This window comes from Candidatus Erwinia haradaeae, from assembly GCF_900698955.1.
GTDB lineage: Bacteria > Pseudomonadota > Gammaproteobacteria > Enterobacterales > Enterobacteriaceae > Erwinia_E > Erwinia_E haradaeae_G.
The window spans coordinates 1,004,565-1,030,309 of sequence record NZ_LR217720.1 but is presented as its reverse complement, the minus strand read 5'-3'; the positions used below and the strand labels follow the sequence as shown (position 1 = coordinate 1,030,309).

The 25,745-nt window shown below is 36.9% G+C and carries 12 protein-coding genes, 2 tRNA genes and 3 rRNA genes; 8 read left to right on the top strand and 9 right to left on the bottom strand.

Features of this window, described 5'->3' with window-relative positions:
* Window positions 1–703: 703 nt before the first annotated feature.
* The 7 genes from ERCILAFE3058_RS03340 to rrf all read left to right on the top strand — a co-directional run bounded on the left by ERCILAFE3058_RS03340 (window position 704) and on the right by rrf (window position 8,360).
* Window positions 704–997 carry a co-chaperone GroES gene (locus ERCILAFE3058_RS03340; protein WP_157990012.1) on the top strand — a complete coding sequence of 98 codons (294 nt, stop codon included), beginning with the start codon at window positions 704–706 and terminating at the stop codon, window positions 995–997.
* 78 nt (window positions 998–1,075) lie between these two features.
* On the top strand, window positions 1,076–2,716 hold the full coding sequence (gene groL, locus ERCILAFE3058_RS03335) for a chaperonin GroEL (RefSeq protein WP_157990011.1): 1,641 nt from the start codon (window positions 1,076–1,078) through the stop codon (window positions 2,714–2,716).
* Window positions 2,717–3,036: 320 nt separating this feature from the next.
* Window positions 3,037–4,579 (top strand): 16S ribosomal RNA (locus ERCILAFE3058_RS03330).
* A 73-nt stretch (window positions 4,580–4,652) separates the two neighbouring features.
* Window positions 4,653–4,729, top strand: a tRNA-Ile gene (locus tag ERCILAFE3058_RS03325).
* A gap of 121 nt (window positions 4,730–4,850) precedes the next feature.
* Window positions 4,851–4,926, top strand: a tRNA-Ala gene (locus ERCILAFE3058_RS03320).
* Between the two features lie 266 nt (window positions 4,927–5,192).
* Window positions 5,193–8,139 (top strand): 23S ribosomal RNA (locus ERCILAFE3058_RS03315).
* A gap of 105 nt (window positions 8,140–8,244) precedes the next feature.
* Window positions 8,245–8,360 (top strand): 5S ribosomal RNA (gene rrf / locus ERCILAFE3058_RS03310).
* The 16S, 23S and 5S rRNA genes sit together here with 2 tRNA genes alongside, the layout of an rRNA operon.
* Before the next feature lie 104 nt (window positions 8,361–8,464).
* On the opposite strand, the gene ERCILAFE3058_RS03305 is transcribed toward rrf, so the two are convergent.
* The 9 genes from ERCILAFE3058_RS03305 to kdsD all read right to left on the bottom strand — a co-directional run bounded on the left by ERCILAFE3058_RS03305 (window position 8,465) and on the right by kdsD (window position 20,351).
* Window positions 8,465–9,685 carry an FAD-dependent monooxygenase gene (locus tag ERCILAFE3058_RS03305; protein WP_157990010.1) on the bottom strand — a complete coding sequence of 407 codons (1,221 nt, stop codon included), beginning with the start codon at window positions 9,683–9,685 and terminating at the stop codon, window positions 8,465–8,467.
* A complete protein-coding gene (gene ubiH, locus ERCILAFE3058_RS03300) occupies window positions 9,672–10,886 on the bottom strand; it encodes a 2-octaprenyl-6-methoxyphenyl hydroxylase (RefSeq protein ID WP_157990009.1) in 1,215 nt (404 codons plus the stop codon). Before ubiH ends, ERCILAFE3058_RS03305 begins: the two co-directional genes overlap by 14 nt.
* Window positions 10,883–12,199, bottom strand: a complete 1,317-nt coding sequence (gene pepP, locus ERCILAFE3058_RS03295) for a Xaa-Pro aminopeptidase (RefSeq protein WP_157990008.1) — start codon at window positions 12,197–12,199, stop codon at window positions 10,883–10,885. The genes ubiH and pepP overlap by 4 nt, the downstream gene beginning before the upstream one ends.
* Window positions 12,200–14,048: 1,849 nt before the next feature.
* Window positions 14,049–14,516 (bottom strand): PTS IIA-like nitrogen regulatory protein PtsN, encoded by a 468-nt coding sequence (ptsN, locus tag ERCILAFE3058_RS03290; protein ID WP_157990007.1) that lies wholly within the window; start codon window positions 14,514–14,516, stop codon window positions 14,049–14,051.
* Between the two features lie 1,488 nt (window positions 14,517–16,004).
* Window positions 16,005–16,742, bottom strand: a complete 738-nt coding sequence (gene lptB, locus ERCILAFE3058_RS03285) for an LPS export ABC transporter ATP-binding protein (protein ID WP_157990006.1) — start codon at window positions 16,740–16,742, stop codon at window positions 16,005–16,007.
* Between the two features lie 28 nt (window positions 16,743–16,770).
* Entirely contained in the window at window positions 16,771–17,286 is a 516-nt protein-coding gene (lptA, locus tag ERCILAFE3058_RS03280) for a lipopolysaccharide transport periplasmic protein LptA (protein ID WP_157990005.1), read from the bottom strand.
* Window positions 17,255–17,839, bottom strand: a complete 585-nt coding sequence (lptC, locus tag ERCILAFE3058_RS03275; protein ID WP_157990004.1) for an LPS export ABC transporter periplasmic protein LptC — start codon at window positions 17,837–17,839, stop codon at window positions 17,255–17,257. The genes lptA and lptC overlap by 32 nt, the downstream gene beginning before the upstream one ends.
* Before the next feature lies 1 nt (window position 17,840).
* Complete coding sequence (kdsC, locus tag ERCILAFE3058_RS03270) at window positions 17,841–18,404, bottom strand: 3-deoxy-manno-octulosonate-8-phosphatase KdsC (RefSeq protein WP_157990003.1); 564 nt, start codon at window positions 18,402–18,404, stop codon at window positions 17,841–17,843.
* A 954-nt stretch (window positions 18,405–19,358) separates the two neighbouring features.
* Window positions 19,359–20,351, bottom strand: coding sequence for an arabinose-5-phosphate isomerase KdsD (kdsD, locus tag ERCILAFE3058_RS03265; RefSeq protein ID WP_157990002.1), 993 nt, complete (start codon window positions 20,349–20,351; stop codon window positions 19,359–19,361).
* A gap of 3,299 nt (window positions 20,352–23,650) precedes the next feature.
* Between kdsD and recD the strand changes: the two genes are divergently transcribed.
* On the top strand, window positions 23,651–25,498 hold the full coding sequence (recD, locus tag ERCILAFE3058_RS03260) for an exodeoxyribonuclease V subunit alpha (RefSeq protein WP_157990001.1): 1,848 nt from the start codon (window positions 23,651–23,653) through the stop codon (window positions 25,496–25,498).
* Window positions 25,499–25,745: the final 247 nt, after the last annotated feature.

The window sequence follows — 25,745 nt, the reverse complement described above, 5'->3', positions numbered from 1 at the left end:
GTTTTGTTTTTGTTCTTTTGTCTTTTCTCTAATTTTTATGATCTTATATGTCATAAGATCTAGCTCTCATCTCTATCGTTCTATGCATCAATATCTATAAATGTTATATATTATAGCGTGTCATATACTTTATATACTATGTAGTGTAGCTTTATAATGTTATATGGTTTAGCTTAAACAGTTAGTGTGATGGGATTTAATTATATTAAATAGTAACAGTAAATAAATAGAAACAGTGATATAGAATTATAGAAATCTATTCAAGCTTATTAGCTTAATAAGCGCTGAATCATACAAATTGTATTTTGTAATGTAACACTACAAATAGTATACTATCATAGTCTTTAAGATTTTTATGATAACTGATCTTGATAACTGAGCTACATTTATTTGTCATACAATGAAACTATATGACTAAATGATAACATAAGGCTATAATAATAGAATCCAAAGATCATGTGAAGTTTATATGCAATCTTATGATGAATCTCTGCGTGTTACTTTTCTTCTCTAAGCAGAAAACATCTTATATTGATATTATATGTTTTTGGATGTCGCTAGACGTAGAGTATAATGAAAAAAAAACCTTACCCCCCTTGAAAGGTTGCAAGTATAACCGCATATACTAATTCATAGAGGTCTATTTTAGTAGTCGGTTTTTATCTGACATTCAAATTAAGGTTGTTCACAGGAGAGATTAAGAATGAAAATTCGTCCGTTACATGATCGTGTCATTGTTAAGCGTGCAGAAGCTGAATCTAAATCATCTGGTGGTATTGTGTTGACTGGATCGGCGGCAGGAAAATCCACTCGTGGTGAAGTGATGGCGGTTGGCAATGGTCGCGTATTAGAAAATGGTAATGTTAAGCCTATGGATGTAAAAGTAAATGATATAGTGATCTTTAACGAGGGGTATGGGGTTAAAACTGAAAAAATCGATAATGAAGAATTTTTGATTCTTTCAGAAAGTGACATTCTAGCGGTTGTTGAAGGATAAAGCATATCTATAAATGTATAGCATATCTATAAATGTATAGAGTTGAATGCACACTAACGAAGATAAGGAAAATACATAATGGCAGCTAAAGATGTAAAATTTGGAAATGATGCTCGCGCGAAAATGCTGTGTGGAGTGAATATATTAGCTGATGCAGTAAAAGTGACTTTAGGACCAAAGGGACGTAACGTCATTCTTGATAAATCTTTTGGATCACCAAATATTACTAAAGATGGTGTCACTGTAGCTCGTGAAATAGAACTAGAAGATAAGTTCGAAAATATGGGCGCCCAGATGGTAAAAGAAGTAGCCTCTAAAGCTAATGAAGCCGCTGGAGATGGTACTACTACTGCCACTGTATTAGCTCAGTCTATTGTAAATGAGGGTTTAAAAGCAGTTGCCGCTAGCATGAATCCAATGGACTTAAAACGTGGTATTGATAAAGCAGTTATTGCAGCGGTAGAGGAACTTAAAAAATTATCTGTACCGTGTAGTGACTATAAGGGCATCGCTCAAGTAGGAACTATTTCTGCTAATGCTGATGAAACTGTTGGTGAGCTTATCGCACAGGCAATGGAAAGAGTTGGGAAAGAAGGTGTTATTAGCGTTGAAGAAGGAACTAGTTTAAATGATGAGCTAGACGTGGTTGAAGGAATGCAATTTGATCGTGGCTATTTATCCCCATATTTCATTAATAAACCAGACACTGGTTCGGTAGAATTAGAATCTCCATTTATCCTTCTTGTAGATAAAAAATTATCCAACATTCGTGAACTTTTACCAACGTTAGAAGCAGTTGCTAAATCTGGTAAATCATTATTAATTATCGCAGAAGATGTTGAAGGTGAGGCGTTAGCTACTTTAGTAGTGAATACTATGCGTGGTATCGTAAAAGTAGCTGCAGTTAAAGCACCAGGTTTCGGCGACCGACGCAAAGCAATGTTACAAGATATAGCGGTATTAACTGGTGGTACTGTTATTTCAGAAGAAATTGGTATGGAATTGGAAAAAGCATCTTTAGAAGATATGGGGCAAGCAAAACGTGTAGTAGTTAGCAAGGACACTACAACTATTATCGATGGTAGCGGCAAAGAAAATTCTATTTCTGGTCGTGTAACTCAAATTCGCCAGCAGATAGAAGAAGCTACTTCAGATTATGATCGTGAAAAACTACAAGAACGTGTCGCTAAGCTTGCTGGTGGGGTTGCTGTAGTAAAAGTCGGTGCAGCAACGGAAGTTGAAATGAAAGAGAAAAAAGCGCGAGTAGAAGATGCTTTAAATGCTACTCGTGCTGCGGTAGATGAGGGTGTAGTAGCTGGTGGTGGTGTAGCTTTAGTACGTGTTGCATCATTGCTTGCGAATTTACGCGGTCAAAACGAAGATCAAAATGTTGGCATTAAAGTAGCTTTACGTGCAATGGAGTCCCCAATGCGTCAAATTGTCTCTAATGCGGGCGCGGAAGCCTCTGTAGTGACAAATACAGTTAAAGCAGGCTCAGGGAACTATGGTTATAACGCTCAAACTGAAGAATACGGGAATATGATTGATTTTGGTATTCTTGACCCAACTAAAGTAACTCGTTCTGCTTTGCAGTACGCAGCGTCTGTAGCTGGTCTTATGATTACAACTGAATGCATGGTCACAGATTTACCTAAAAATGATACCCCAGATGTAAATGCCAGTAATGGTATGGGTGGTGGAATGGGCGGCATGATGTAATGTCGTTTTTTGATAAAAACCCCTTGTTTAAAGCAAGGGGTTTTTTTATATATAATATAATAGAAAAATTTTTAAAAAGAGGTTGACTTTTAAGAAGAACAGTATAGAATGAAAATTCATAGCAGAAAGAATTTGAAATCTTTGAAAACTATGTAGCTCTTTAACAATTTATCAGATAATCTGTGTGGACACTCAAAAGATTGCTATCAGCATTGATATATGTAAAATATATAGAATCTTAAGAGTGAACGCATAATTCATTATGATGTCTTACACTTAAGACATATATTGCTGTATTTTTTGCAGTAAAATCGAACTTTTAATTGAAGAGTTTGATCATGGCTCAGATTGAACGCTGGCGGCAGGCCTAACACATGCAAGTCGAACGGTAGCGGAAAGAAGCTTGCTTCTTTGCCGACGAGTGGCGAACGGGTGAGTAATATCCGGGAAACTACCCGATGGAGGGGGATAACTACTGGAAACGGTAGCTAATACCGCATAAAGTCTATGGACCAAAGTGGGGGATCTTCGGACCTCACACCATCGGATGTGCCCAGACGGGATTAGCTTGTGGGTGAGGTAATGGCTCACCCAGGCCACGATCCCTAGCTGGTCTGAGAGGATGACCAGCCACACTGGAACTGAGACACGGTCCAGACTCCTGCGGGAGGCAGCAGTGGGGAATATTGCACAATGGGCGAAAGCCTGATGCAGCCATGCCGTGTGTATGAAGAAGGCCTTCGGGTTGTAAAGTACTTTCAGCGGGAAAGAAATTGAGAAGGTTAAAACCTTTCTTTCATTGACGTTACCCGCAAAAGAAGCACCGGCTAACTCCGTGCCAGCAGCCGCGGTAATACGGAGGGTGCGAGCGTTAATCGGAATTACTGGGCGTAAAGGGCACGCAGGCGGACTATCAAGTCGGATGTGAAATCCCTGGGCTTAACCTAGGAACTGCATTCGAAACTGGTAGACTGGAGTTTCGTAGAGGGGGGTAGAATTCTAGGTGTAGCGGTGAAATGCGTAGAGATCTGGAGGAATACCGATGGCGAAGGCGTCCCCCTGGACGAAAACTGACGCTCATGTGCGAAAGCGTGGGGAGCAAACAGGATTAGATACCCTGGTAGTCCATGCCGTAAACAATGTCGACTTGGAGGTTGTTCCCTAGTGGAGTGGCTTCCGTAGCTAACGCGTTAAGTCGACCGCCTGGGGAGTACGGCCGCAAGGTTAAAACTCAAATGAATTGACGGGGGCCCGCACAAGCGGTGGAGCATGTGGTTTAATTCGATGCAACGCGAAAAACCTTACCTAACCTTGACATCCGTGGGATTTTATAGAAATATAAAAGTGCCTTAGGGAACCACGAGACAGGTGCTGCATGGCTGTCGTCAGCTCGTGTTGTGAAATGTTGGGTTAAGTCCCGCAACGAGCGCAACCCTTATCCTTTTTTGCCATCGATTCGGTCGGGAACTCAAAGGAGACTGCCGGTGATAAACCGGAGGAAGGTGGGGATGACGTCAAGTCATCATGGCCCTTATGGTTAGGGCTACACACGTGCTACAATGGTGCATACAAAGAGAAGCTACCTCGCGAGAGCAAGCGGACCTCACAAAGTGCGTCGTAGTCCGGATCGGAGTCTGCAACTCGACTCCGTGAAGTCGGAATCGCTAGTAATCGTGGATTAGAATGCCACGGTGAATACGTTCCCGGGCCTTGTACACACCGCCCGTCACACCATGGGAGTGACTTGCAAAAGAAGTAGGTAGCTTAACTTTCGAGAGGGCGCCTACCACTTTGTGATTCATGACTGGGGTGAAGTCGTAACAAGGTAACCGTAGGGGAACCTGCGGTTGGATCACCTCCTTACAATATAAGGGTAGCATTCTCGAGTAGTGTCCACACAGATTGTCTGATGAAAAGAAACGAGCAAAACCTTTGTAGGCTTGTAGCTCAGGCGGTTAGAGCGCACCCCTGATAAGGGTGAGGTCGGTGGTTCAAGTCCACTCAGGCCTACCACATTTTTATAAACTCTATGGTAGACGCCCCAATTTTGAAGGGAAAATTGTATTTTGTTTCATACATTTTTAACCACCTGAGCATATACAGCATATTAATATAGAGATTTTGCTTATTTTATGGGGTTATAGCTCAGATGGGAGAGCGCCTGCTTTGCACGCAGGAGGTCAGCGGTTCGAGACCGCTTAGCTCCACCATAAATATAATTTAAATATATGTTGTATAAAAAGAATGAAAGTAATATACTATAAAAATATTAATAGTATAATAATAAGTATTCCGCTCTTTAATAATTTGAAACAAGCTGAAAAATGAGGGTTTTACAAAACCTCGAATTACCGATTGAATTACATCTTAATATAGAAATAAGATTTATGTTTTCTTTTTTTTAAAAAGAATCAATAGATTTTTTTAATTACAAGAGAAAATAATAGAAAAATAGTGAGACGCTTGTGGGTTGTAAGGTTAAGTGAAAAAGCGTACACGGTGGATGCCTAGGCAGTCAGAGGCGATGAAGGGCGTGCTAATCTGCGAAAAGCGTCGGGAAGGTGATATGAACCGCAATATCCGACGATACCCGAATGGGGAAACCCGATGCAATTTTTTTGCATCATTATGTTATAAATTCATAGTAACATAAGGCGAACCGGGGGAACTGAAACATCTAAGTACCCCGAGGAAAAGAAATCAATTGAGATTCCCTGAGTAGCGGCGAGCGAACGGGGATAAGAGCCCAGAACTACCATCATTTTTCGAATTAGCAGAATCGTCTGGAAAGTCGTACAATAAAGGGTGACAGTCCCGTATGCGAAAATACGTAAAGTGTGAGTTCGAAGAGTAGGGCGGGACACGTGACATCCTGTCTGAATACGGGGGGACCATCCTCCAAGGCTAAATACTACTGACTGACCGATAGTGAACTAGTACCGTGAGGGAAAGGCGAAAAGAACCCCTATAAGGGGAGTGAAAAGAACCTGAAACCGTGTACGTACAAGCAGTGGGAGCATCTACATGGTGTGACTGCGTACCTTTTGTATAATGGGTCAGCGACTTGTTCTCTGTAGCAAGGTTAACCGTATAGGGGAGCCGTAGGGAAACCGAGTCTTAAATGGGCGTTAAGTTGCAGGGTACAGACCCGAAACCCGGTGATCTAGCCACGGGCAGGTTGAAGGTTGGGTAACACTAACTGGAGGACCGAACCGACTAATGTTGAAAAATTAGCGGATGACCTATGGTTAGGGGTGAAAGGCCAATCAAACCGGGAGATAGCTGGTTCTCCCCGAAAGCTATTTAGGTAGCGCCTTGTGAACTCATCTTTGGGGGTAGAGCACTGTTTTGGTCAGGGGGCCATACCGGCTTACCAAGCCAATGCAAACTATGAATACCAAAGAATGTAATCACGGGAGACACACGGCGGGTGCTAACGTCCGTCGTGAAGAGGGAAACAACCCAGACCGCCAGCTAAGGTCCCAAAGTCATAGTTAAGTGGGAAACGATGTGAGAAGGCCCGGACAGCCAGGATGTTGGCTTAGAAGCAGCCATCATTTAAAGAAAGCGTAAAAGCTCACTGGTCGAGTCGGCTTGCGCGGAAGATGTAACGGGGCTAAACTATGCACCGAAGCTGCGGCATTTGATATATTTTTATGAGAATGTATATTTTAGTTCTTTTAGAATGAATGTGTCGGATGGGTAGGGGAGCGTTCTGTAAGTCGTTGAAGGTGTGCTGTGAGGCACATTGGAGATATCAGAAGTGCGAATGCTGACATGAGTAACGATAAAGTGGGTGAAATGCCTACTCGCCGAAAGACTAAGGGTTCCTGTCCAACGTTAATCGAGGCAGGGTGAGTCGACACCTAAGGTGAGGCCGAAAGGCGTAATCGATGGACAACGGGTTAATATTCCCGTACTGATTATGACTACGAAGGGGGGACGGAGAAGGCTATGTTATCCGGGCGTCGGTTGTCCCGGTTTAAGCATATAGGTTTGAGCGTTAGGCAAATCCTTCGCTCAGAATAGCTGAGGTGTGATGACGAAGTACTACGGTGCTGAAGTAACAAACGCCATGCTTCCAGGAAAAGCCTCTAAGTATAGGTCATAGTTAATCGTACCCCAAACCGACACAGGTGGTCAGGTAGAGCATACCTAGGCGCTTGAGAGAACCCGGGTGAAGGAACTAGGCAAAATGGTGCCGTAACTTCGGGAGAAGGCACGCTGACTTAGGTGAAACGATGTACTCGTGTAGCTAAAGTCAGTCGCAGATACCAGCTAGCTGCAACTGTTTATTAAAAACACAGCACTGTGCAAACACGAAAGTGGACGTATACGGTGTGACGCCTGCCCGGTGCCGGAAGGTTAATTGATGGGGTTATCCACACAAGGAGAAGCTCTTGATCGAAGCCCCGGTAAACGGCGGCCGTAACTATAACGGTCCTAAGGTAGCGAAATTCCTTGTCGGGTAAGTTCCGACCTGCACGAATGGCGTAATGATGGCTAGGCTGTCTCCACCCGGGACTCAGTGAAATTGAAATCGCTGTGAAGATGCAGTGTACCCGCGGCAAGACGGAAAGACCCCGTGAACCTTTACTATAGCTTGACACTGAACACTGATCTTTAATGTGTAGGATAGGTGGGAGGCTATGAAGCATGAACGCTAGTTCTTGTGGAGCCACCCTTGAAATACCACCCTTTACAGTTTATTGTTCTAACCTAGCACCGTTAACCGGTGTGGGGACAGTGTCTGGTGGGTAGTTTGACTGGGGCGGTCTCCTCCTAAAGAGTAACGGAGGAGCACTAAGGTCAGCTAATCACGGTCGGATATCGTGAGGTTAGTGCAATGGCATAAGCTGGCTTGACTGCGAGAGTGACAATTCGAGCAGGTGCGAAAGCAGGTCATAATGATCCGGTGGTGCTGTATGGAAGGGCCATCGCTCAACGAATAAAAGGTACTCCGGGGATAACAGGCTGATACCGCCCAAGAGTTCATATCGACGGCGGTGTTTGGCACCTCGATGTCGGCTCATCACATCCCGGGGCTGAAGCAGGTCCCAAGGGTACGGTTGTTCGCCGTTTAAAGTGGTACGCGAGCTGGGTTTAGAACGTCGTGAGACAGTTCGGTCCCTATCTGCCGTGGGCGTTGGAAGATTGAGAGGGGTTGCTCCTAGTACGAGAGGACCGGAGTGAACGCACCGCTGGTGTTCGGGTTGTCATGCCAATGGCATTGCCCGGTAGCTAAGTGCGGAAAAGATAAGCGCTGAAAGCATATAAGCGCGAAACTTGCCTCAAGATGAGTCTTCCCAGACTCTTAAAGAGTCCTAAAGGGACGTTGAAGACAACGACGTTGATAGGCCGGATGTGTAAGCGTAGTAATGCGTTGAGCTAACCGGTACTAATGACCCGTGAGGCTTAACCTTACAACACCAGAAGCGTTTTAATAAAAAATATTGGTTCAAATCATATCGATTCAGCTTGTATTGATTAAGAGAATAAAAATTTAATAAATTATAAAAAGAATTTTGTCTAGCGGCCATAGCGCGGTGGTACCACCTGATCCCATACCGAACTCAGAAGTGAAACGCCGTAGCGCCAATGGTAGTATGGGGCCTCCCCATGTGAGAGTAGGGAACCGCTAGACATCAAATCAAAAAAACAAAAGGCCGCCTGACAGTAATATTTGTTCAGGCGGCCTTTTGTTTTTTTGATTTGATGTCTAGCGGTTTGTATGGAGCGGTGATATTATCAACGCAATAACCATTGAGGGATATTTATAATTCCTTGTGCGTGTTGCAATAGATAGAACTTAACCGCTGGCATCTGATTTACGAGCATTAATAAACTGTTACGTAAAATTTTTTTTTCAGCATGGTTGCCATGAAATATTAAATAGAAACCTTGTGCTCCCATTAACATTAACAAAGCACTATATTTTCGGCGCCGTTCGTAAGCACGAAGGTTTTTATATTGACCAATATCACAACACTGGTAGTGAATGCGCTTTATTTCGCTAATTAACTCAGCCGCATCCATTAACCCAAGATTTAATCCTTGCCCGATTAACGGGTGAATAGTATGTGCAGAATTACCCACTAGTGCTAATCGATGCTGTGCAAAATTATGTGCATAACATCCCGTTAATGGAAGCGTTTGTCGCTTACTCGCTAGTCGACAAAGACCTAAGCGCAGATCGTGAGATATTGATAAATATTGATTAAATAAAATTTCTGATGTTGTTTGAAGGAAAGAAGCTTTCTCTGGGGATACAGACCATACAATAGAACTTAAATAAGGATCGCTAAGAGGAAGAAAAGCAAGGATGCTTTCGCTGTGAAAGATCTGATATGCGACTGATTGGTGTGGTTTTTCTGTTCGAATGGTTGCTACAAGAGCATGATGTCTATAGTCCCAAAAAGTTAGTGGGATATTAGCATGTTCGCGTATCCAAGAATGAGTGCCATCTGCTGCGATAACTAAATAAGTAGAAAGAACGCTACCATTTTCTAATGTTAGTATAGCGTGGTCACTTTCAAACGAGACATTGTGAAATTTTACTGAAGTGAAAATTGTAATATCCTTGCTATTTTGTACATACTGCCACAACATATGATGTAACTCTTGATTTGACACAATGTAGCCGAGTGGATCTTTTATTCTCTGTTTTTGAGAATCAAAATTAATTTTTCCGCAGCCATCCATATCCCATACTTCTACACCATAAAATGGATTAGTAGCATATATATCTAATATTTTTTGCCATATCCCTAAATGTTGTAAAAAACGTTTACTAGCTACATTTAGTGCCGAAAAACGTTCTGTATTTTGGATGATAGTATCATCATTTAACACTCGTTTATATTTCGTACATTCTACTATCAGTACCTGAAGACCGATGCCTTGTAAACCACAGGCTATTGCTAATCCAACAATGCCCCCTCCAGAGATGATGATATCATAATGTTTCATGTGTTTTATCTCTGAATAATGTATTCCACTGAATCCAACCTAAAGTCCATTGAGCGAGTAAATAACGCAATAGAGGGCTTTGATCTATCATGATTAAACCAAAAGATCGTCCAATGGTCAGTCCTTTATGTGTATTAGAAAATAAACGTAGTAGTTCATCGGTAATCTTGATGGTAGCCCTCACGTCTCTTTTTCTCGATTGTTGATAATATCGCAAGGTAGAGTAATCCCCAGCTCCTTTACCTTGTTGCCAAGCGGTTTGTAGCGTTTCTACTAACGAAATAATATCACGCATACCCAGATTAAATCCTTGAGCAGCAACTGGATGCAAAGTCTGTGCAGCATCACCAATTAACACAAGGCGATGAGAGATATTGTGAGTAGCAGATTGTAACTGCAAAGGATATATTTGTCGCTTCTCCGCATGCAAAAAACGCCCCAGACGCCAACCAAAAGCACTCTGAAGTTCAGTTATAAACTGTTTGTCATTCCATTGCGCTATCTTATGTCTACCGACATCAGATTGGCACCATACTAATGCACTATAGCCACTGGAAATGGGTAGCATAGCCAGTGGGCCTTGATCAGTGAATCGTTCAAATGCCCATCCATTATGAGATACTTGTGTAGAAACAGTAGATACTATTGCTATTTGTTTATAATTAACAGATTGTCTTTTAATTCCACACATTTTAGCGACTTCGGAGCGCCAACCATCAGCAGCTACCAATAATTCACCATAAATTTTTTCTCCATTATCTAATGTTACACAAACATGTTGTTCTGAACGTTTAATCTCAGAGACTTTGTGTGGACAGTACAAGTATACACCTGGTGCCTTTTGTAGGCAGGAAAATAGATTATTCATAACTTGAGATAATTCTATAACATGTCCTAATGCTGAAACATTGTACTCTTTAGAGTCAAGAGAGATGAATCCAAGTGATCCGCGATCACTAATATGAATATGTGTGATCGCGGTAGCACTGGGTTTGATGGCAGACCAAAGATCAAAAGAAGCTATTTTTTGACAAGTGTCCGCAGATAATGCAATGACTCTTCCATCATAGGTAGTAGGCACAGGTTTTTTTGGTTCGGTTTCTTCTATCAAAAAGACTGTTTTCTTACCTTTTGTTGCATGAGAAATAGCTAACGCGAGCGTAGTACCAACTAATCCACCTCCCGCAATAATTATACTCATGGTATATTTGCAGTCATCATAAAGTGTTCAATGGCGTTAGTCTCTTTGACTACAGAGGCAGTAAAATTTTCGTTACCATCTTTTGTGATAAGAATATCGTCTTCAATACGTACACCTATCCCGCGATACTCTTTGGGTACATGTGATCTCTTGGAGATATAAAGACCGGGTTCAATAGTGAGTGTCATACCAGGTTTTAAAACACGATGATCATTCTCACCATAACCACCGACATCATGTACATCTAACCCGATCCAGTGACTTAATTTATGCATAAAAAATGGATGTATGGCATTTGTGGAAATGAGAGTATCGAGATCACCTTGTATAATGTTGAGTTGTATTAAGCGTTTTACCATCATACGTACTACAGCTTGTGTAACCGAATAAATAGTCGTGCCAGGTCTGTAAAGCTTGAGTCCTAAAGTGATTGCATCTAATACTATATTATAAATAGCACGCTGTGGTGTACTAAATGTACCATTAACCGGCACGGTTCTAGTAACATCTGCAGCATATCCTTTAAATTCACAACCTGCATCAATGAGTACTAGTTGTCCGGCGTACATCCTTTGATCATTATTGGTGTAGTGTAAAATGCAGGCATTTTCACCCGAAGCAATAATTGTGTTATAAGCTGGAAATCGTGCACCATTATCATGAAATGTGCGTTGGATCTCACCCTCTAGCTGATATTCATACATATCAGGGCGTGCTATTTTTATAGCAGATTGATGGGCTAGCGCACTAATACGCCCTGCTTCTCGTAGAGCTCTCTGCTCTTCTTGTGATTTAAGCAAACGTAACTCACGTACCCATGGACGCCAGTCAAGTAATGTGATGGGAGAGGTCGTATGTGTAAGTGATTGGTGCCGGATTTGATTCAATGCATGTAAGACAATACGATCAGCAAAGTCGTATTGTCCTTGTGCGTGATAAACGATGGTGATATTTTGCAGAAAATGATAGAGCTCATCATTAATGCAATCCCATGGTAACGCATAGTTCACTGATAGTGTTTTCAATGCATCTTTTTGTCCCAGGTAATTGCCACACCAGATTTGGTTCTGTAAGCTATTTCTACGATTAAAGAGTACGCTGTAATCATTATTACAAGAAATTTTAATAAGTAATAAAGCTGCTTCTGATTCATTAAATCCAGTAAAATACCAAAAATCACTATTTTGCCGATAAGGATATGTGCTTGTATGACTACGAATTACTATTGGGGCGGCAAAAATTAACACTACACTAGATGGAGCCATATATGATAAAAGTGCTTGACGGCGACGTAAAAATTCTTTGTCAGTCATTAAATTCTCTTTATATATGCGATGACTTTCTACCGAAGTAGAATTGTTTTATTAAGGTGCCGTAGAGCATGCTAAAGATCGTGCATTGATACTACATAGCAAATATTATCATATATTATCACGATAATGATGATAAAATTATGCATTCACTCTATGTGCGTTTCTGTAAAAATATGTCACGCTATCAACGTCTTTCCTAAAATAATGTGTATTTATTCATAAACAATTCATCGTGTATTACACTTAACGATAGTATATATCTTTTTATATTAAAATTACGTAATATTCTCTTACAAAAAAGAGGTCATAAGTAAAAATTCATCGCATATTAGAGGGGTATGATTTTATAGTATGTATTATAGAATGGTCAGTAAGGGATGAATAAAAATATAATTAAAATTTCTTATGATATACAAAAATGATCACATGCGGTATTTTTTGTGCAATATAGAAAAAAATTTCTTTCGAATTTTTCTAAAGGATTAATGATTTTGAGGAAAGATGAATGGTGGTATATTTAAAGTTTATTTTCTTGCCTATGAATATAATGCGATAGTGACTTATTGAGCTTTGCACCATTATATTGACGCAACGTAATTTGCCTTAACTGAAGGTAAATGTTAAATCTTTAATTTTATATAGATATATCTTATGCATAATGAGCCATCGACACTTATATATGAGTACGATGATTGTTTAAAATATACCTATATCTTATATTGTCGATGTATATAATGATTCGAGTCATTTTTTAAAAATCTATCTTTGGTACGGTATACAATATAAAATATAATAATGGATATGCTATGTCAGATATAGTATAACTTATATTCTAAATGAATGCATAGATATTGATATAAAAAGATAGAAATAATATGATATATAATCAGAGTGTACAATAAATAATTTTTACGTAGCTAATATATCATAGTGTATGACTATAAATAAAGAACAAGATTATTTATAATAGATCATTAAAAGCTACTAAATATTATATTTTATTATTAATATACTTCCATCCATCGATTCTACAGCGTATTAATTTTGATTAATACAGATTATGAGACATATAATTATCGTTGATTTTGAAGAGTAATCCTTCGTACAATATTAGTCGAGGCATAGTACATGAGCTATACTATATTAGCACTTATCATATAAGAATCGTGTATTCGACTATACAATTGAAGTTGATAGGAAGATACGATAACTCTTTGTACATTAAAATAAGGATAGTAATATGTCGAGAGAATTAATAATAATATATATTTGCGGTTATGTTTACGCATAAGCTACCCTGTAGAACAAAAAGAAGCATTACATGTAACCGTAGAAGATCTTATAAAACGATTACAGGATGTAAAATTACGTACTAAGATTATACTAACGTTAATAAGTTTATTTTTAGTACTGCATGCAATCTTTGTTATGTGTTAGATCAAAAAAGATAAATACATATGAGAAAATCGCACATGCAGAATGTCGTATGCATAAGTTAAAAGTCATGCTAGAAAAAGCACCGCATGCAGCAGGTGGTTATACCAGATGTATTGAAAATACTATGAATAACCTTGACGTTAATAATGAGTGATGCATCCCTTTCATTAATATTAATTCCATGGTTAGTAATCTAATTAGCATTAGATATTGTTAGTTTTTTACGGATACAAGCACTACATAGGTGGCTTGAGTATAGAATGTGACTTCTAGTGCGTTTATACCCTTTGTGCACTGATTTAATATATTACTGAGACAATGCCATTAGCATAATATTTTTATATCGTACACATCGCTCATATCGTTTATGTCTAGTCATATCATGATATCTAAGTCATACGAGCATGTGATATTATTCCGTAATAATCTTATATAGGTCTTCATCACTACGTGCTGCACGAAGACGGCTTAAAATTTTTTTATCCGCCAATCTTTTCGCGACTATTGATAAGGTATGTAAATGAGTTTTACATTTATCAGCTGGTACCAATAAGGCAAATAATAAATCTACCGGTTGATTGTCAATGGCATCAAAAGTAATCGGGTTTTCAAGACGAATAAAGGCTCCAACAGTTTGTAAAGTATCATTTTCCAGTGTACCATGTGGGATAGCAATGCCATTTCCAATACCAGTGCTACCCATTTTTTCACGTGTTTGCATTGCATCAAAAATTGTTTTTTGCGGAAGACTGAGCTGTTTAGCTGCTAGTTCACTAATAATTTCCAGCGCTCTTTTTTTACTATGACAGTATACATCATGTCGCGTACATGAGACGCTTAATACTGCTCCTAATGCTAGTTTTTGTTCGTTATTTATCATATTTTTAATTACTTATGCACGGGTATAAGATAAATTTTTATTTTATTAAAAAGAGAACATACAGTCTGTAATGCCAGCTACGGTGTATAATTCAATGGTAGATGGTGCAATTCATTTAATTTGTTTAGAAAAGAGATGTCGCTATACATGACAGCGATTCTATGATGAATGAAGTCTGGTGCGATGCTCTTATTGCAGGTTATAGTATATTGCAGATAAATAATATAAGAGATCTCACCTATAGTAATCATATAGATTGCTTGATTAATAATTGTAATGTTGTTTGTTTTTTATAATTTCTCCCCTTCTATCCTAGACTCGCATGATCTGTAAAGTTTAACTATGCTGTTATAGAACACGTCTAAATGTACTCTTCTATAGTTTTTATGATATATCAAATATCTCACACATGTTTCTTTATTGTTAAAACAACCACTCCATAAGTCGTATATATCTTTAGAACAATTATAGTAGTATTCTTTTATATATTTTTTTCTTAGACTTCGTCTAATTATGAATCAACATAAACATCGATAAAATTTTCGGTACACATGCAGATAGCTCTAAACATGACGATTACTAGTGATTTATGAATGTTCATATGTATTCTTACTTTATATTTAACATGTATGTAAAAGAGTATACGAAATATATATTGAGTGTTTATTTAGCATACTCGCATTAGTATAGATACACAGAATCCCCACTTGCTATTGAGACAAATCGATCATCAGAGCGAGATAGGTTCCTCCATTCCAATTCGGCGCATGGAGGAGATATAAACATATCGGTTAGCAGCCACAGTATATATACTATTACGTGCAATAATCTAATTATAAGGATTTAAAATGTCTTTTGCATATGATTGATTCTATAAAAATATTTTATATATTTTATACCATAGAAGTTTATAATGACTATTGTGTCACACACCGATAGAGCTGTGTGAAATTATTTTTCTCTAAGGCATCATAATAAACACTGTGTTCATAATCTTACATTACAGATCTCACCTTTTTTATGTGTAAGTGTTGTAAAAACGGATAGTTTTGTAGCTTTTATCATTTTTTGTATCTTAACTGATATTATCTGTACATTTTACAAGCATCGTTTTTAGTATTGTAGCGTCCATAGCATTAGGATACATGTCATGAGTATACATATTCATCACGAGTGGTATATAGTATATAAATGCCGTGAGAGGTGTGTGGCTAAATATTTACTGTTCTAGAGATTATCATCTGATAGTCTAGACAATGTCAAAAATTGCATTAAAGATTCATACTTTACTAATGATAAATGCAATAGATCGATTGAAGGAAGAATATAGCGTGTTTGTATTTGTAGTACAAATAGGGATGGAAAATATCTCACAATAGACATAATATTCTTGCAATATATGCAGTTATTACCAAAGATGAGTAAATCATATCTAGGATTACATATTTTAACATGGGATAACGCTATTTTTGTAATTTATAAAATTATTTAGAGTTTAAACTCTTCGCCTAAATATACACGCTGTACTTGTTTATCTGCAAGGATCACTGCAGGAGTTCCATGAGAAATTAGACGTCCTTTATTCACAATATATGCGCGTTCACACACTGCTAGAGTGTCACGGACGTTATGATCTGTAATTAATACACCTAGACCATGTTCACTTAATTGTTTTATAATGTTTTTAATATCTGTGACGGAAATAGGATCTACGCCGGCAAAAGGTTCATCTAATAGAATAAATTTCGGGTTTGCTGCTAACATTCGCGCTATTTCTACGCGTCGTCGCTCACCCCCAGACAATGTATTCCCCATATTATTATGCAAGTGCGGTCCAATATGAAATTCATCTAGTAGTTCATGAGCACGATGTACGCGTTGTTGCTTGGTGAGATCATGACGTACCTGTAGCACAGCCATGATATTGTCATAAACACTAAGACCTCTAAAAATAGAACCTTCTTGCGGAAGATATCCAATTCCTCGACGTGCTCTAGCATGTAGAGGGAGCAGACTAATATCTTCTTTATCGATTATTATTCTTCCTGCATCACGTGATATAATTCCTACTACCATATAGAATGTTGTTGTTTTACCCGCCCCATTTGGTCCAAGTAGACCAATAATTTCGCCGGACTGTACATGAAGACTAACACCTTCTACGACTAGGCGACCTTTGTAACTTTTTACTAAATTATCAATAATTAAGTGTGACTGATTAATCATGTATGTGAACGCTATCGTCTCTTTTGCTTTATTTTTTTAGTTGTGATGGTGTCAGTGTACTAGTTATACGGTGACCGTGATTACTTATAGCATCTATTTTATTTTCTTTTATGAAATATACGAGATGATCGCACTGAATATTACTATTAAGTTGTTCCATGGAGGCGTTTCCGTTGAGCTCCACTTTATTAGTATTGAACTCATAGTGAATTTGTTTTGCATGACCTTGAATAGGTTTACCATTATTTTGCATTTGGTAGAACGTTGTGAAATTACCATAAGCATCAATAATAATCTTTTGGTTGTCACCATTTGGACGAGTTACAATTATTTTATCAGCCATAAGTTTAATTGAACCTTGCGTTACCAGTACATGACCAGTAGCGGTAGCAATATTTCCAAGCATGTCAACCATCTGATTATCCGCATGGATATGGATAGATTGACTAAAATCTTCAGTTAGAGATAATATTGGCATACTGCATATGAAACAAAAGCTTCCAGTAAGCCATTTAATGATGTATGCGCGTGTGATGCATTTCATAAGAGGTTTGCACTTGATCTATTAATTCAGCCGTTTTTTGTCGCAAATTTCCATGTATCTTCATACTAGTGGCATAAAATGTCCGACCATACAAGAATACATTATCCTCAGAGCTAATATCTTGAGTAATTAAACTAATTTTTGCGTTATGCATCTTAATTTTTTCTATTTCTGTTGTATGAGTTAAGCTATCTATTAGTACGTTTCCATATAAATACAGGATTTTATCATGTGTTAGCATAGCTGTATCTGCTTGTATCTTCCAGGATGGACTATGATCATCCTCGTATGTTTTTATAATAGGTTTTACAAAGTAAATATTTTTTTTATCAGAATAATATGTAGCTTGATCTGCACTAATTTTATTAGCTAAAGCTCCCTGCATGTTATATGTTAGCATATGTAAGTGAGTGCTTGTGTAAGCTGGTTCTAGAGAAGAGTGGTTTATGCGTACAATGTTATCTATATTGCTATGCTCGTTTAATATCCAGCCTATTAAAATGATTGAAAATAACGCCACTAATATCGTTATACAGCGTTGAATATTAATCACATCAACTACATAAACTATCCGGCGTAAAGTTGCCTTGCGACATTAATATAAGATCACATATTTCTCGTATAGCACCATCTCCACCAGCTAATCGTGTTACATAATCCACTCGAGGTAGCAATATCGGATGGGCATTAGATACTGCGATACTTAAACCTACCACTGTCATAACTGGCCAATCTAACACGTCATCGCCGATATATGCTACCTGTGTTTCTCTAATTTGCAGTTTTTCAAGCAATAGATGGAATGGTTTGATTTTATTAGAACATCCTTGATATAGGTGTTTTACACCTAGTGTGGCACAACGATCTTTTAAGAGCTGCGATTCTCTGCCAGTAATAACTGCTACTTCTATTTTAGAAATCAATAAACAATTAATCCCATACCCGTCGCGTACATGAAAACCTTTCAGTTCTTCACCAGCATTACCCTGATAAATGATTCCGTTAGACATCACACCGTCAGCATCACAAATTAATAATTTTACGTTTTTTGCTTTTTGCATCACGATTGGATTGATTGGTCCATAACAGGTGGTAAAAGCAGCTTGTTGATTATTCATAATAATTTTCCCGTGTTATATACATAGTGCAATGTGTTAAAATCTGCGCAGGATTTATTATCCTGACTTATGATGCCTATTAGGTAACATGGATCTATAGTAATGTTATTAATTATAGTTTTTATCCATAGTAGTATATTGATAAATGCATTTATATGAAAGATCATATAGATGATAATAGAAATATATATTGATGTATCATACTATATATAAAGGAAGCACAGTACGAACATTAAATCAGGATGCTTGCGGTATTTTTTTGTAAAACAGCATATAACTTTCTGCATTCTATATTTTCTAATTATAGTAAAATAACATTGACAATAATTTTGTCTATATAAAACTTCAGTTTAGACATATGGAAACTAAAAAGTTTTACATATTACAATAATAAGCATGGTAATATTATGTATTTGTACATTCAATGCATCAACGATGCTAACCTCAGGAGTCGTATATATGTACATTACATCATGCATGCATGGAGATACTGTTTCTATATATAAATTTATTAGCTACTTTCCATAGCGTGTATCTTTTTTTTGAGATATAGAAGATAATTATGCATAGATATAAAGACTACATAATAAATAGTAATATACTAGCTGCCTTTAAGTCGTGTGAGAAAATATGCTTTTATCAACATTCTCACGAAAGATCATGTATGATAGTTTTATCATAAATGCTTTAGAAATTGTTTTGTATTTTCAGTGAGTAGCGCGTACCGTTAATTGTTTTGGAATATCAAATAGATTTTATATGTGTAAACATTGAGCGGAAGGCGTATAAAAATATGATGTTCTCCAGATGGTATATCTGTTATTATATTTAATCAAGCAACCACCGAAGAACATGATACACATATTTTAGTATAATGTGTCATTATTATGTGCATTGATTTTCCAATAGATGGGGTTTGACGTTCGTGTAACAGAACTTCATATAACATTTAGATTAAAATGCGTTTGTACGAAGAATATCGTAAATATGTACTAATCCTATTAGTTTATTTTTCTCAGCTATGATAATACAGGTAATATTTTTACTTTGCATGACATTCATGGCCTCTATCACTAATGTATCCGGTTTTATACGTACCCCGACTGGGGTCATAATACTAGAAATACGTATACGATGCATATTAATGTTAGCACCCACATCTAGTAGGCGCCGTAAATCACCATCAGTAAAAATGCCTTGAATGAGTTTATTCGTGTTGCAAATTACAATCACTCCCATTTTTTTAGAGGTCATTGTTAGCAAAGCTTGGTGTAAGGAGGCGTCTGGATGTAGGTATGGAATAGCATGACCTACGCGCATAATATTATCAACACGAATTAATAATTTACGGCCTAACGCTCCCCCAGGATGGGAGAGCGAAAAATCTTTTTGTGTAAAACCCTTAGCTCTTAATAACGCAACTGCTAAAGCATCACCCATAACAAGCGTAGCTGTGCTACTACTGGTTGGAACCAGACCAAGAGAACATGCTTCTTGCGGCACCTTGGTGCATATATGAACTTCTGCGGCATCTGCCATTCTACTATTTGGGCGACTAGTCATGCAAATTAATATGACATGACGACGTTTTAAAATCGGAATAAGCGTTAAAATCTCTAAAGATTCACCGGAGTTAGAAATAGCAATAACGATATCATCAGAACAAACCATGCCTAGGTCGCCATGATTAGCTTCAGCGGGGTGTATAAAAAAAGCAGGCGTTCCGGTGCTAGCAAAAGTAGAAGCAATTTTTTTACCAATATGCCCCGATTTTCCCATACCCATAATTATTACCTTTCCACGACAATGGAAAATTATTTCACAAGCACGTACAAAATCTTCGTTGATATACTGATCTAGTTGTTGAAGCCCCTCACGTACAATCTGTAATACCACTTTCCCGGTTTTCTGAAAATCATAGGGATGTTCGGTAGAAAGATGTGTCATGATGCTAAGATCCTTGCGTTTAGGAAAAATTATAATATATTAACAATATTTTAATTATGACATACATGTGTTACATATTATATGTAGCATATCTGGAATAGAGACTCTTTGATTACAATGGGTAGCATTTTACTTATTGCAATGTAAAGAATTTTATCTTTTTCTGTTATGTAGCAATATGAAAGATATTGCAAAGCAATTATAGATACAGGTTATATAATTGTTATCTTTCATTGGAGTGTGAGAAATATACGCACTCCATACCAAATGTTTCAATTTTCAATAGAGCAGATTATGTACACTGTGATGTGAAAATATGCATTAATTGTATTTAATAAAATTATAGTACGATTACTTGCGGTGCTGTAAGTTTGCTTTTTCAGGTGGAAAGCGTTGTAGCATGGACGCTAGAATGACCAAGAAGATAATCTAGAGTATCTCATTATCTATTGGAGCATCTATTGACTGATATAATAAAGCAGTGTGTATCTAATATAGATACTTTGTATATTACACTATATCCATTGAAGATACCTAAAATATTCAGCTGATTAATTGATGGCATGGAAATGTAGTATGTATTTTGTTTAACAGCATAACTTTAATAGATCTATATATTTGAAAATAACTTATGATAGCTAAGTGTTTTGATGCTACATTTTTTGTTTCCACACAAGCGCCTATGCAGATTAACAGCAAACTTATGGTTAGAATACTACTCTATCTCAATACAATAATATACTATAGATATAGGGGCTATTCTTGTAGTGTTTTAATCCATAAACTATCATAGTACTGTACTATAAGTCTGTCTTTAGATTTGTGGATTATTTTAGTTCCATATGCAGCAATCAATGCATTGAAAGATCTATAGTATCATGCATATATGAAGATTTCTTAAATATATTTCATGCTAATGACCATTTTTATTTTTGTGAAAACATTAATTTATACTGTATGCATATAGTTTAGCTAATAGCTAATCTAAGAAGAAATCTAGATAGATATTACTTCAGATTAAAATAGTGTCTTTATAGTAAGATAGGATTAATTAGAATATAGAATATAGAATATAGAATATAGAGTATTGGAGGGATTATTAGAGATCAATACACATTCTGACACAATATTATGTACATTCCCCTTTGGTCTTCTGATAATCTAGAGTAGGTGGTAAGGTTCATATAACAGTTTATTGATATATAGAGAGTGCAGGTAGACATTGTCATGCTGTACATTTTGTGTTTCTTTTTATAACAGATGCACGCTGCCTATTTGAGATTTAATACTACCCTAATATACTCGATAGTAAATAAGATTACATACAACTCAAAAGAATGGGAAACATAAAGTGACTAGCTCATCGTAAGTGAGCTTAGTTGATGCATATTTGTTAATATGATATCAAAATTATGTGATAGGTTGCATCAATTTCTATCCATCAATAAGAGTAGTGTGGTATAGCTACTACAAGGGATATAAATGTATTGATAGATAACTACGCCGAATCATTAACAATTTTGTCTATATGTTTTTTGTTAATAAAAATATGGATAATTTTTGTGAGGACATGTCTCTATCTTATAGACATCCATTATAGGCATCACATTCACGTAAAGATGTGACAGCATTAGGTCGATACACCCATAGTATGGAGTGTCACTCAAGATCTATACACCACGCATTATCATCAGCCTAGCTCCTTCTTCACTAAAATTTTTATGTGAAACATTATACATAGCAATTTTAGATGTTATAAGAGCTGTAATATTCCTAGTGAATCCCGAGAGCTACGTATCTTATATTGGTGTATGGGGGATAACATGATGCATACCAATATACGTGCTGTATATGCAGTGTGTAGACTTGTGGTATGTGTCTTTGATGATGGTACAAAAAATATGAATATTTTATCTATGAGTGAAGTGCACACTTTATAGTACATTATATCATGATATAAACAGTAAAAATATAAGATTGATCATATTTATAGACTGTGAAGTAATATGATCGATGACCTAGTACGTGGGTAGACTTGTGAAGCATCCATGTTGCTCAATATGCGAGATGTATATATTATTGTGATGTTAGTGATTCTGATACATTGTGTTTTATGATTGTACTAAATATATACTATATAATATATAGAGTACGGCCATGATGGAGAGAGCGCTTCATAGACAAGAGAAAGTGATCTTTCTACATATATATCAGCAGCATCCTTACAGAGAAGATATTGTTTTAATGTCAATTGTGAATTCATGATACACAAGTGACCGCTATGTAGCGAGCTATTCTCATATATTAATTAGCGATTATGTTGCAGAAGAGACGTGCCTACACCGAAAAACGTAAATCTACATAGGTAGCTCATGCTAGTTTTTGGTGTTTTTTTTGTTATGTTAAACAAGTATGTGTATTAAATGCTATTAAGCAGTCGTATGATTTTGTCAGGAGTGATCAGAAAAACAAAGAATTTTCTCACGAGAAAACGTATAGCATGGTATGACTTATTGTAAATTGTGTATGTTTTTCTGTCTATTTTTACTATATGCTATAATAGTCACATTCATTGCTAATTTTAGCGTTTAAGTGTTATTAAATTCCGATAGCTTCGATTTGTATCTTATATGACATGTTTACATTTTATACAAATATAAATTTTTGCTATAATTTTATCTTTGTAGAGTACAATGGGCTCTAATACTAAAGAAAGAATTCATTCTCAATGCATGTATTATGCAACATGAGACTATAGAATCTGCAATTCATCCCCATGTCAATACATTATAAGGCACTAAAACTTTGTAGTCTAATACTGGAAGAGATGATGTTGACATGGATTAGATGAGCATTATCATACATACAATATCTGATGCCATATTAAAAAATAGAGAACGACTTGGCGGCATAATGCTAAAAATCTACTGACTGGAAGATGTATCAGTATTTTGATTTTATGAAATAACGCAGTATTAAATTTAATTTATATTCCATCATATGCATTATATATACTAATAAAAATGACGTGATATAAAGATAAAGCCGATAAAAATATTATAGTATTTATACTTTTATAAATTGAATCAAGTATTTATTGCCAAGAGAATCAGATCATTCACCGAGTAAAATGTGATTTCAAAATAGTTTTAAAAGATTTTTGTATGTGTTGTAATAAAAGATTAAAATTTATGTGTATAGCATTAATGTTATTTCATATTCCTGAAAATAGACGGCGTATTTTTCTATGTCTATTTAAATCAGTCTAGCGTATTTGTATGTATTGAAGAGCGTTAAGAATGCGATTACTAGAAGCATTATGTGTAGCAAAAAATAATGGTTTAATACACCCCCTTGATATACAGTTTGCACATATGATTGCCGGAGATTATCAACCTGTATTAATGTTAGCAGCTGTTTTCCTCAGTCGTGATACTCGAGTTGGTCATGTTTGTTTACCTCTAAGAAATCTATGTCCTGCAGCTTTTTTTTCTGGGCTTCATCAGGGTTTAGCTCACATGATATGGGAGTCTTCCGGCAATCCAAAAGATATTGAGCGCGTGTTATTAGCATGCCCGGTAGTCAGTAATGGTCAGACAGTAACACCGCTAGTTCTGGAAAAAAAATCTCTTTATTTATATCGTATGTGGCATAATGAGGTAATAGTTGCGCAGTTTATCCAGCGGAAAAACTTATTACTAGATGTAGAGGAAAAAAAAACACGTAAAATTTTAGATAGTTACTTTGATCAGAATAACATTTTAAATTGGCAGAAAATTGCTGTTGCTATAGCTATCACATGTAAGCTAGCAATTATAGCTGGTGGCCCAGGCACTGGCAAAACTACTACGATAGCTAAACTTTTAGGTGTATTGATTGAATTATTACCAGTACCCCAGCGGATTAAAGTAGTGGCATCGACTGGTAAGGCAGCGGCGCGGTTAACGGAATCTTTAAACCTTACTCTACAGAAGATTCATAGGATTGATCTTGTATCAAGAGGTTTTCCTCGTGAAGCAATTACATTGCATCGTCTTTTAGGGATTACACCAGGCGGTCAGAGAATTCGGTTTAATAAAGACAACCCCCTTCCTGTAGACGTATTAGTTATTGACGAAGCCTCTATGATTGATCTAGCCATCATGGCTTATTTATTTTCTGTACTTTCTCATCATACAAGAGTTGTATTTCTCGGTGATCATCATCAACTATCCTCAGTAGAGGCGGGATCAGTGTTCGGTGATCTGTGTTATAACGCAAGTAATCATTATAGCCTGTATCGTGCTGAGCAATTATCTCGTTTAACTGGTTATAAGGTGATAGGCAGGGAAGATTATACGCACAATGCTATATCTGACATGATATGCGTATTACCTACCAGTTATCGTTTTAAGCAGTCATCCGGTATTGGTCAGTTAGCAATCGCAGTAAATGCTGGAAAAGCACAATTATCCATAAAGATACTAAATGATAACTTCAGTGATGTCTGTTATTTTTCACTCAAATCTGCTGCAGACTATCAGCACCTATTAGATAATTGTATTGAAGGATATCGTATATATTTGCGTTTATTACAAGCTGGCGAAAAACCGCATAAAATTTTAATGGCTTTTAGAGATTTTCGGGTGCTATGTACAATTTGTCATGGATTATTCGGTACTGCAGGACTGAATGAATATATCGAAAAAATGTTACATCAGATAGGATTAATTTTTGCACATACCTCTTGGAAATATCCATGGTATATTGGACGACCAATCATGATCATGCGCAATAATCCTGCTCTACAGTTATGTAATGGTGATATCGGTATAGCTATTTTAGATGATGCTCGCGAGATGAAAGTGTGGTTTTTGTTACCTAATGGACACACTAAGGCATTTAATCCTTTGCTGTTACCATTGCATAGTACAGCTTTTGCTATGACCGTGCATAAAGCTCAAGGATCAGAGTTTGATCATGTGATACTTGTTTTACCTCATCAGAAAATATCAATTATAACACGTAAATTAATATATACAGCCATTACTCGTGCTAAAAGAAAAATAACCATTTATGCTGATCAGGGGGTTTTTCAGAAAGCAGTAAGCTTGGATATACTACGTCGCAGTGGTTTATTAGATAAACTTTATGCAAACGGATGTTAATGCTTGTATGGGAATTATAATTTTAGCTTTGAATTGGTTTGTTTATACAGAAGCGCGTTATCAATGGGATTATAATGCATCCGTATTATGCTTTCTCATGAAAATAAGGTGAATACTTCTTGTAGCGTGTAAAACTATACTGATAGTGACATCAAACAGTGAAGATTAATATCTTATATGGTTTAAAATATAGCATGGATCTTTAGATTTTTATTGTACACCTACTGGATGTGATATGTCTGTTATG

Coding starts and splice junctions, on each gene's coding strand:
- ERCILAFE3058_RS03340 (WP_157990012.1), top strand. CDS start 704: ATGAAAATTCGTCCGTTACATGATCGTGTCATTGTTAAGCGTGCAGAA.
- groL (WP_157990011.1), top strand. CDS start 1,076: ATGGCAGCTAAAGATGTAAAATTTGGAAATGATGCTCGCGCGAAAATG.
- ERCILAFE3058_RS03305 (WP_157990010.1), bottom strand. CDS start 9,685: ATGAAACATTATGATATCATCATCTCTGGAGGGGGCATTGTTGGATTA.
- ubiH (WP_157990009.1), bottom strand. CDS start 10,886: ATGAGTATAATTATTGCGGGAGGTGGATTAGTTGGTACTACGCTCGCG.
- pepP (WP_157990008.1), bottom strand. CDS start 12,199: ATGACTGACAAAGAATTTTTACGTCGCCGTCAAGCACTTTTATCATAT.
- ptsN (WP_157990007.1), bottom strand. CDS start 14,516: ATGATAAATAACGAACAAAAACTAGCATTAGGAGCAGTATTAAGCGTC.
- lptB (WP_157990006.1), bottom strand. CDS start 16,742: ATGATTAATCAGTCACACTTAATTATTGATAATTTAGTAAAAAGTTAC.
- lptA (WP_157990005.1), bottom strand. CDS start 17,286: ATGAAATGCATCACACGCGCATACATCATTAAATGGCTTACTGGAAGC.
- kdsC (WP_157990003.1), bottom strand. CDS start 18,404: ATGAATAATCAACAAGCTGCTTTTACCACCTGTTATGGACCAATCAAT.
- kdsD (WP_157990002.1), bottom strand. CDS start 20,351: ATGACACATCTTTCTACCGAACATCCCTATGATTTTCAGAAAACCGGG.
- recD (WP_157990001.1), top strand. CDS start 23,651: ATGCGATTACTAGAAGCATTATGTGTAGCAAAAAATAATGGTTTAATA.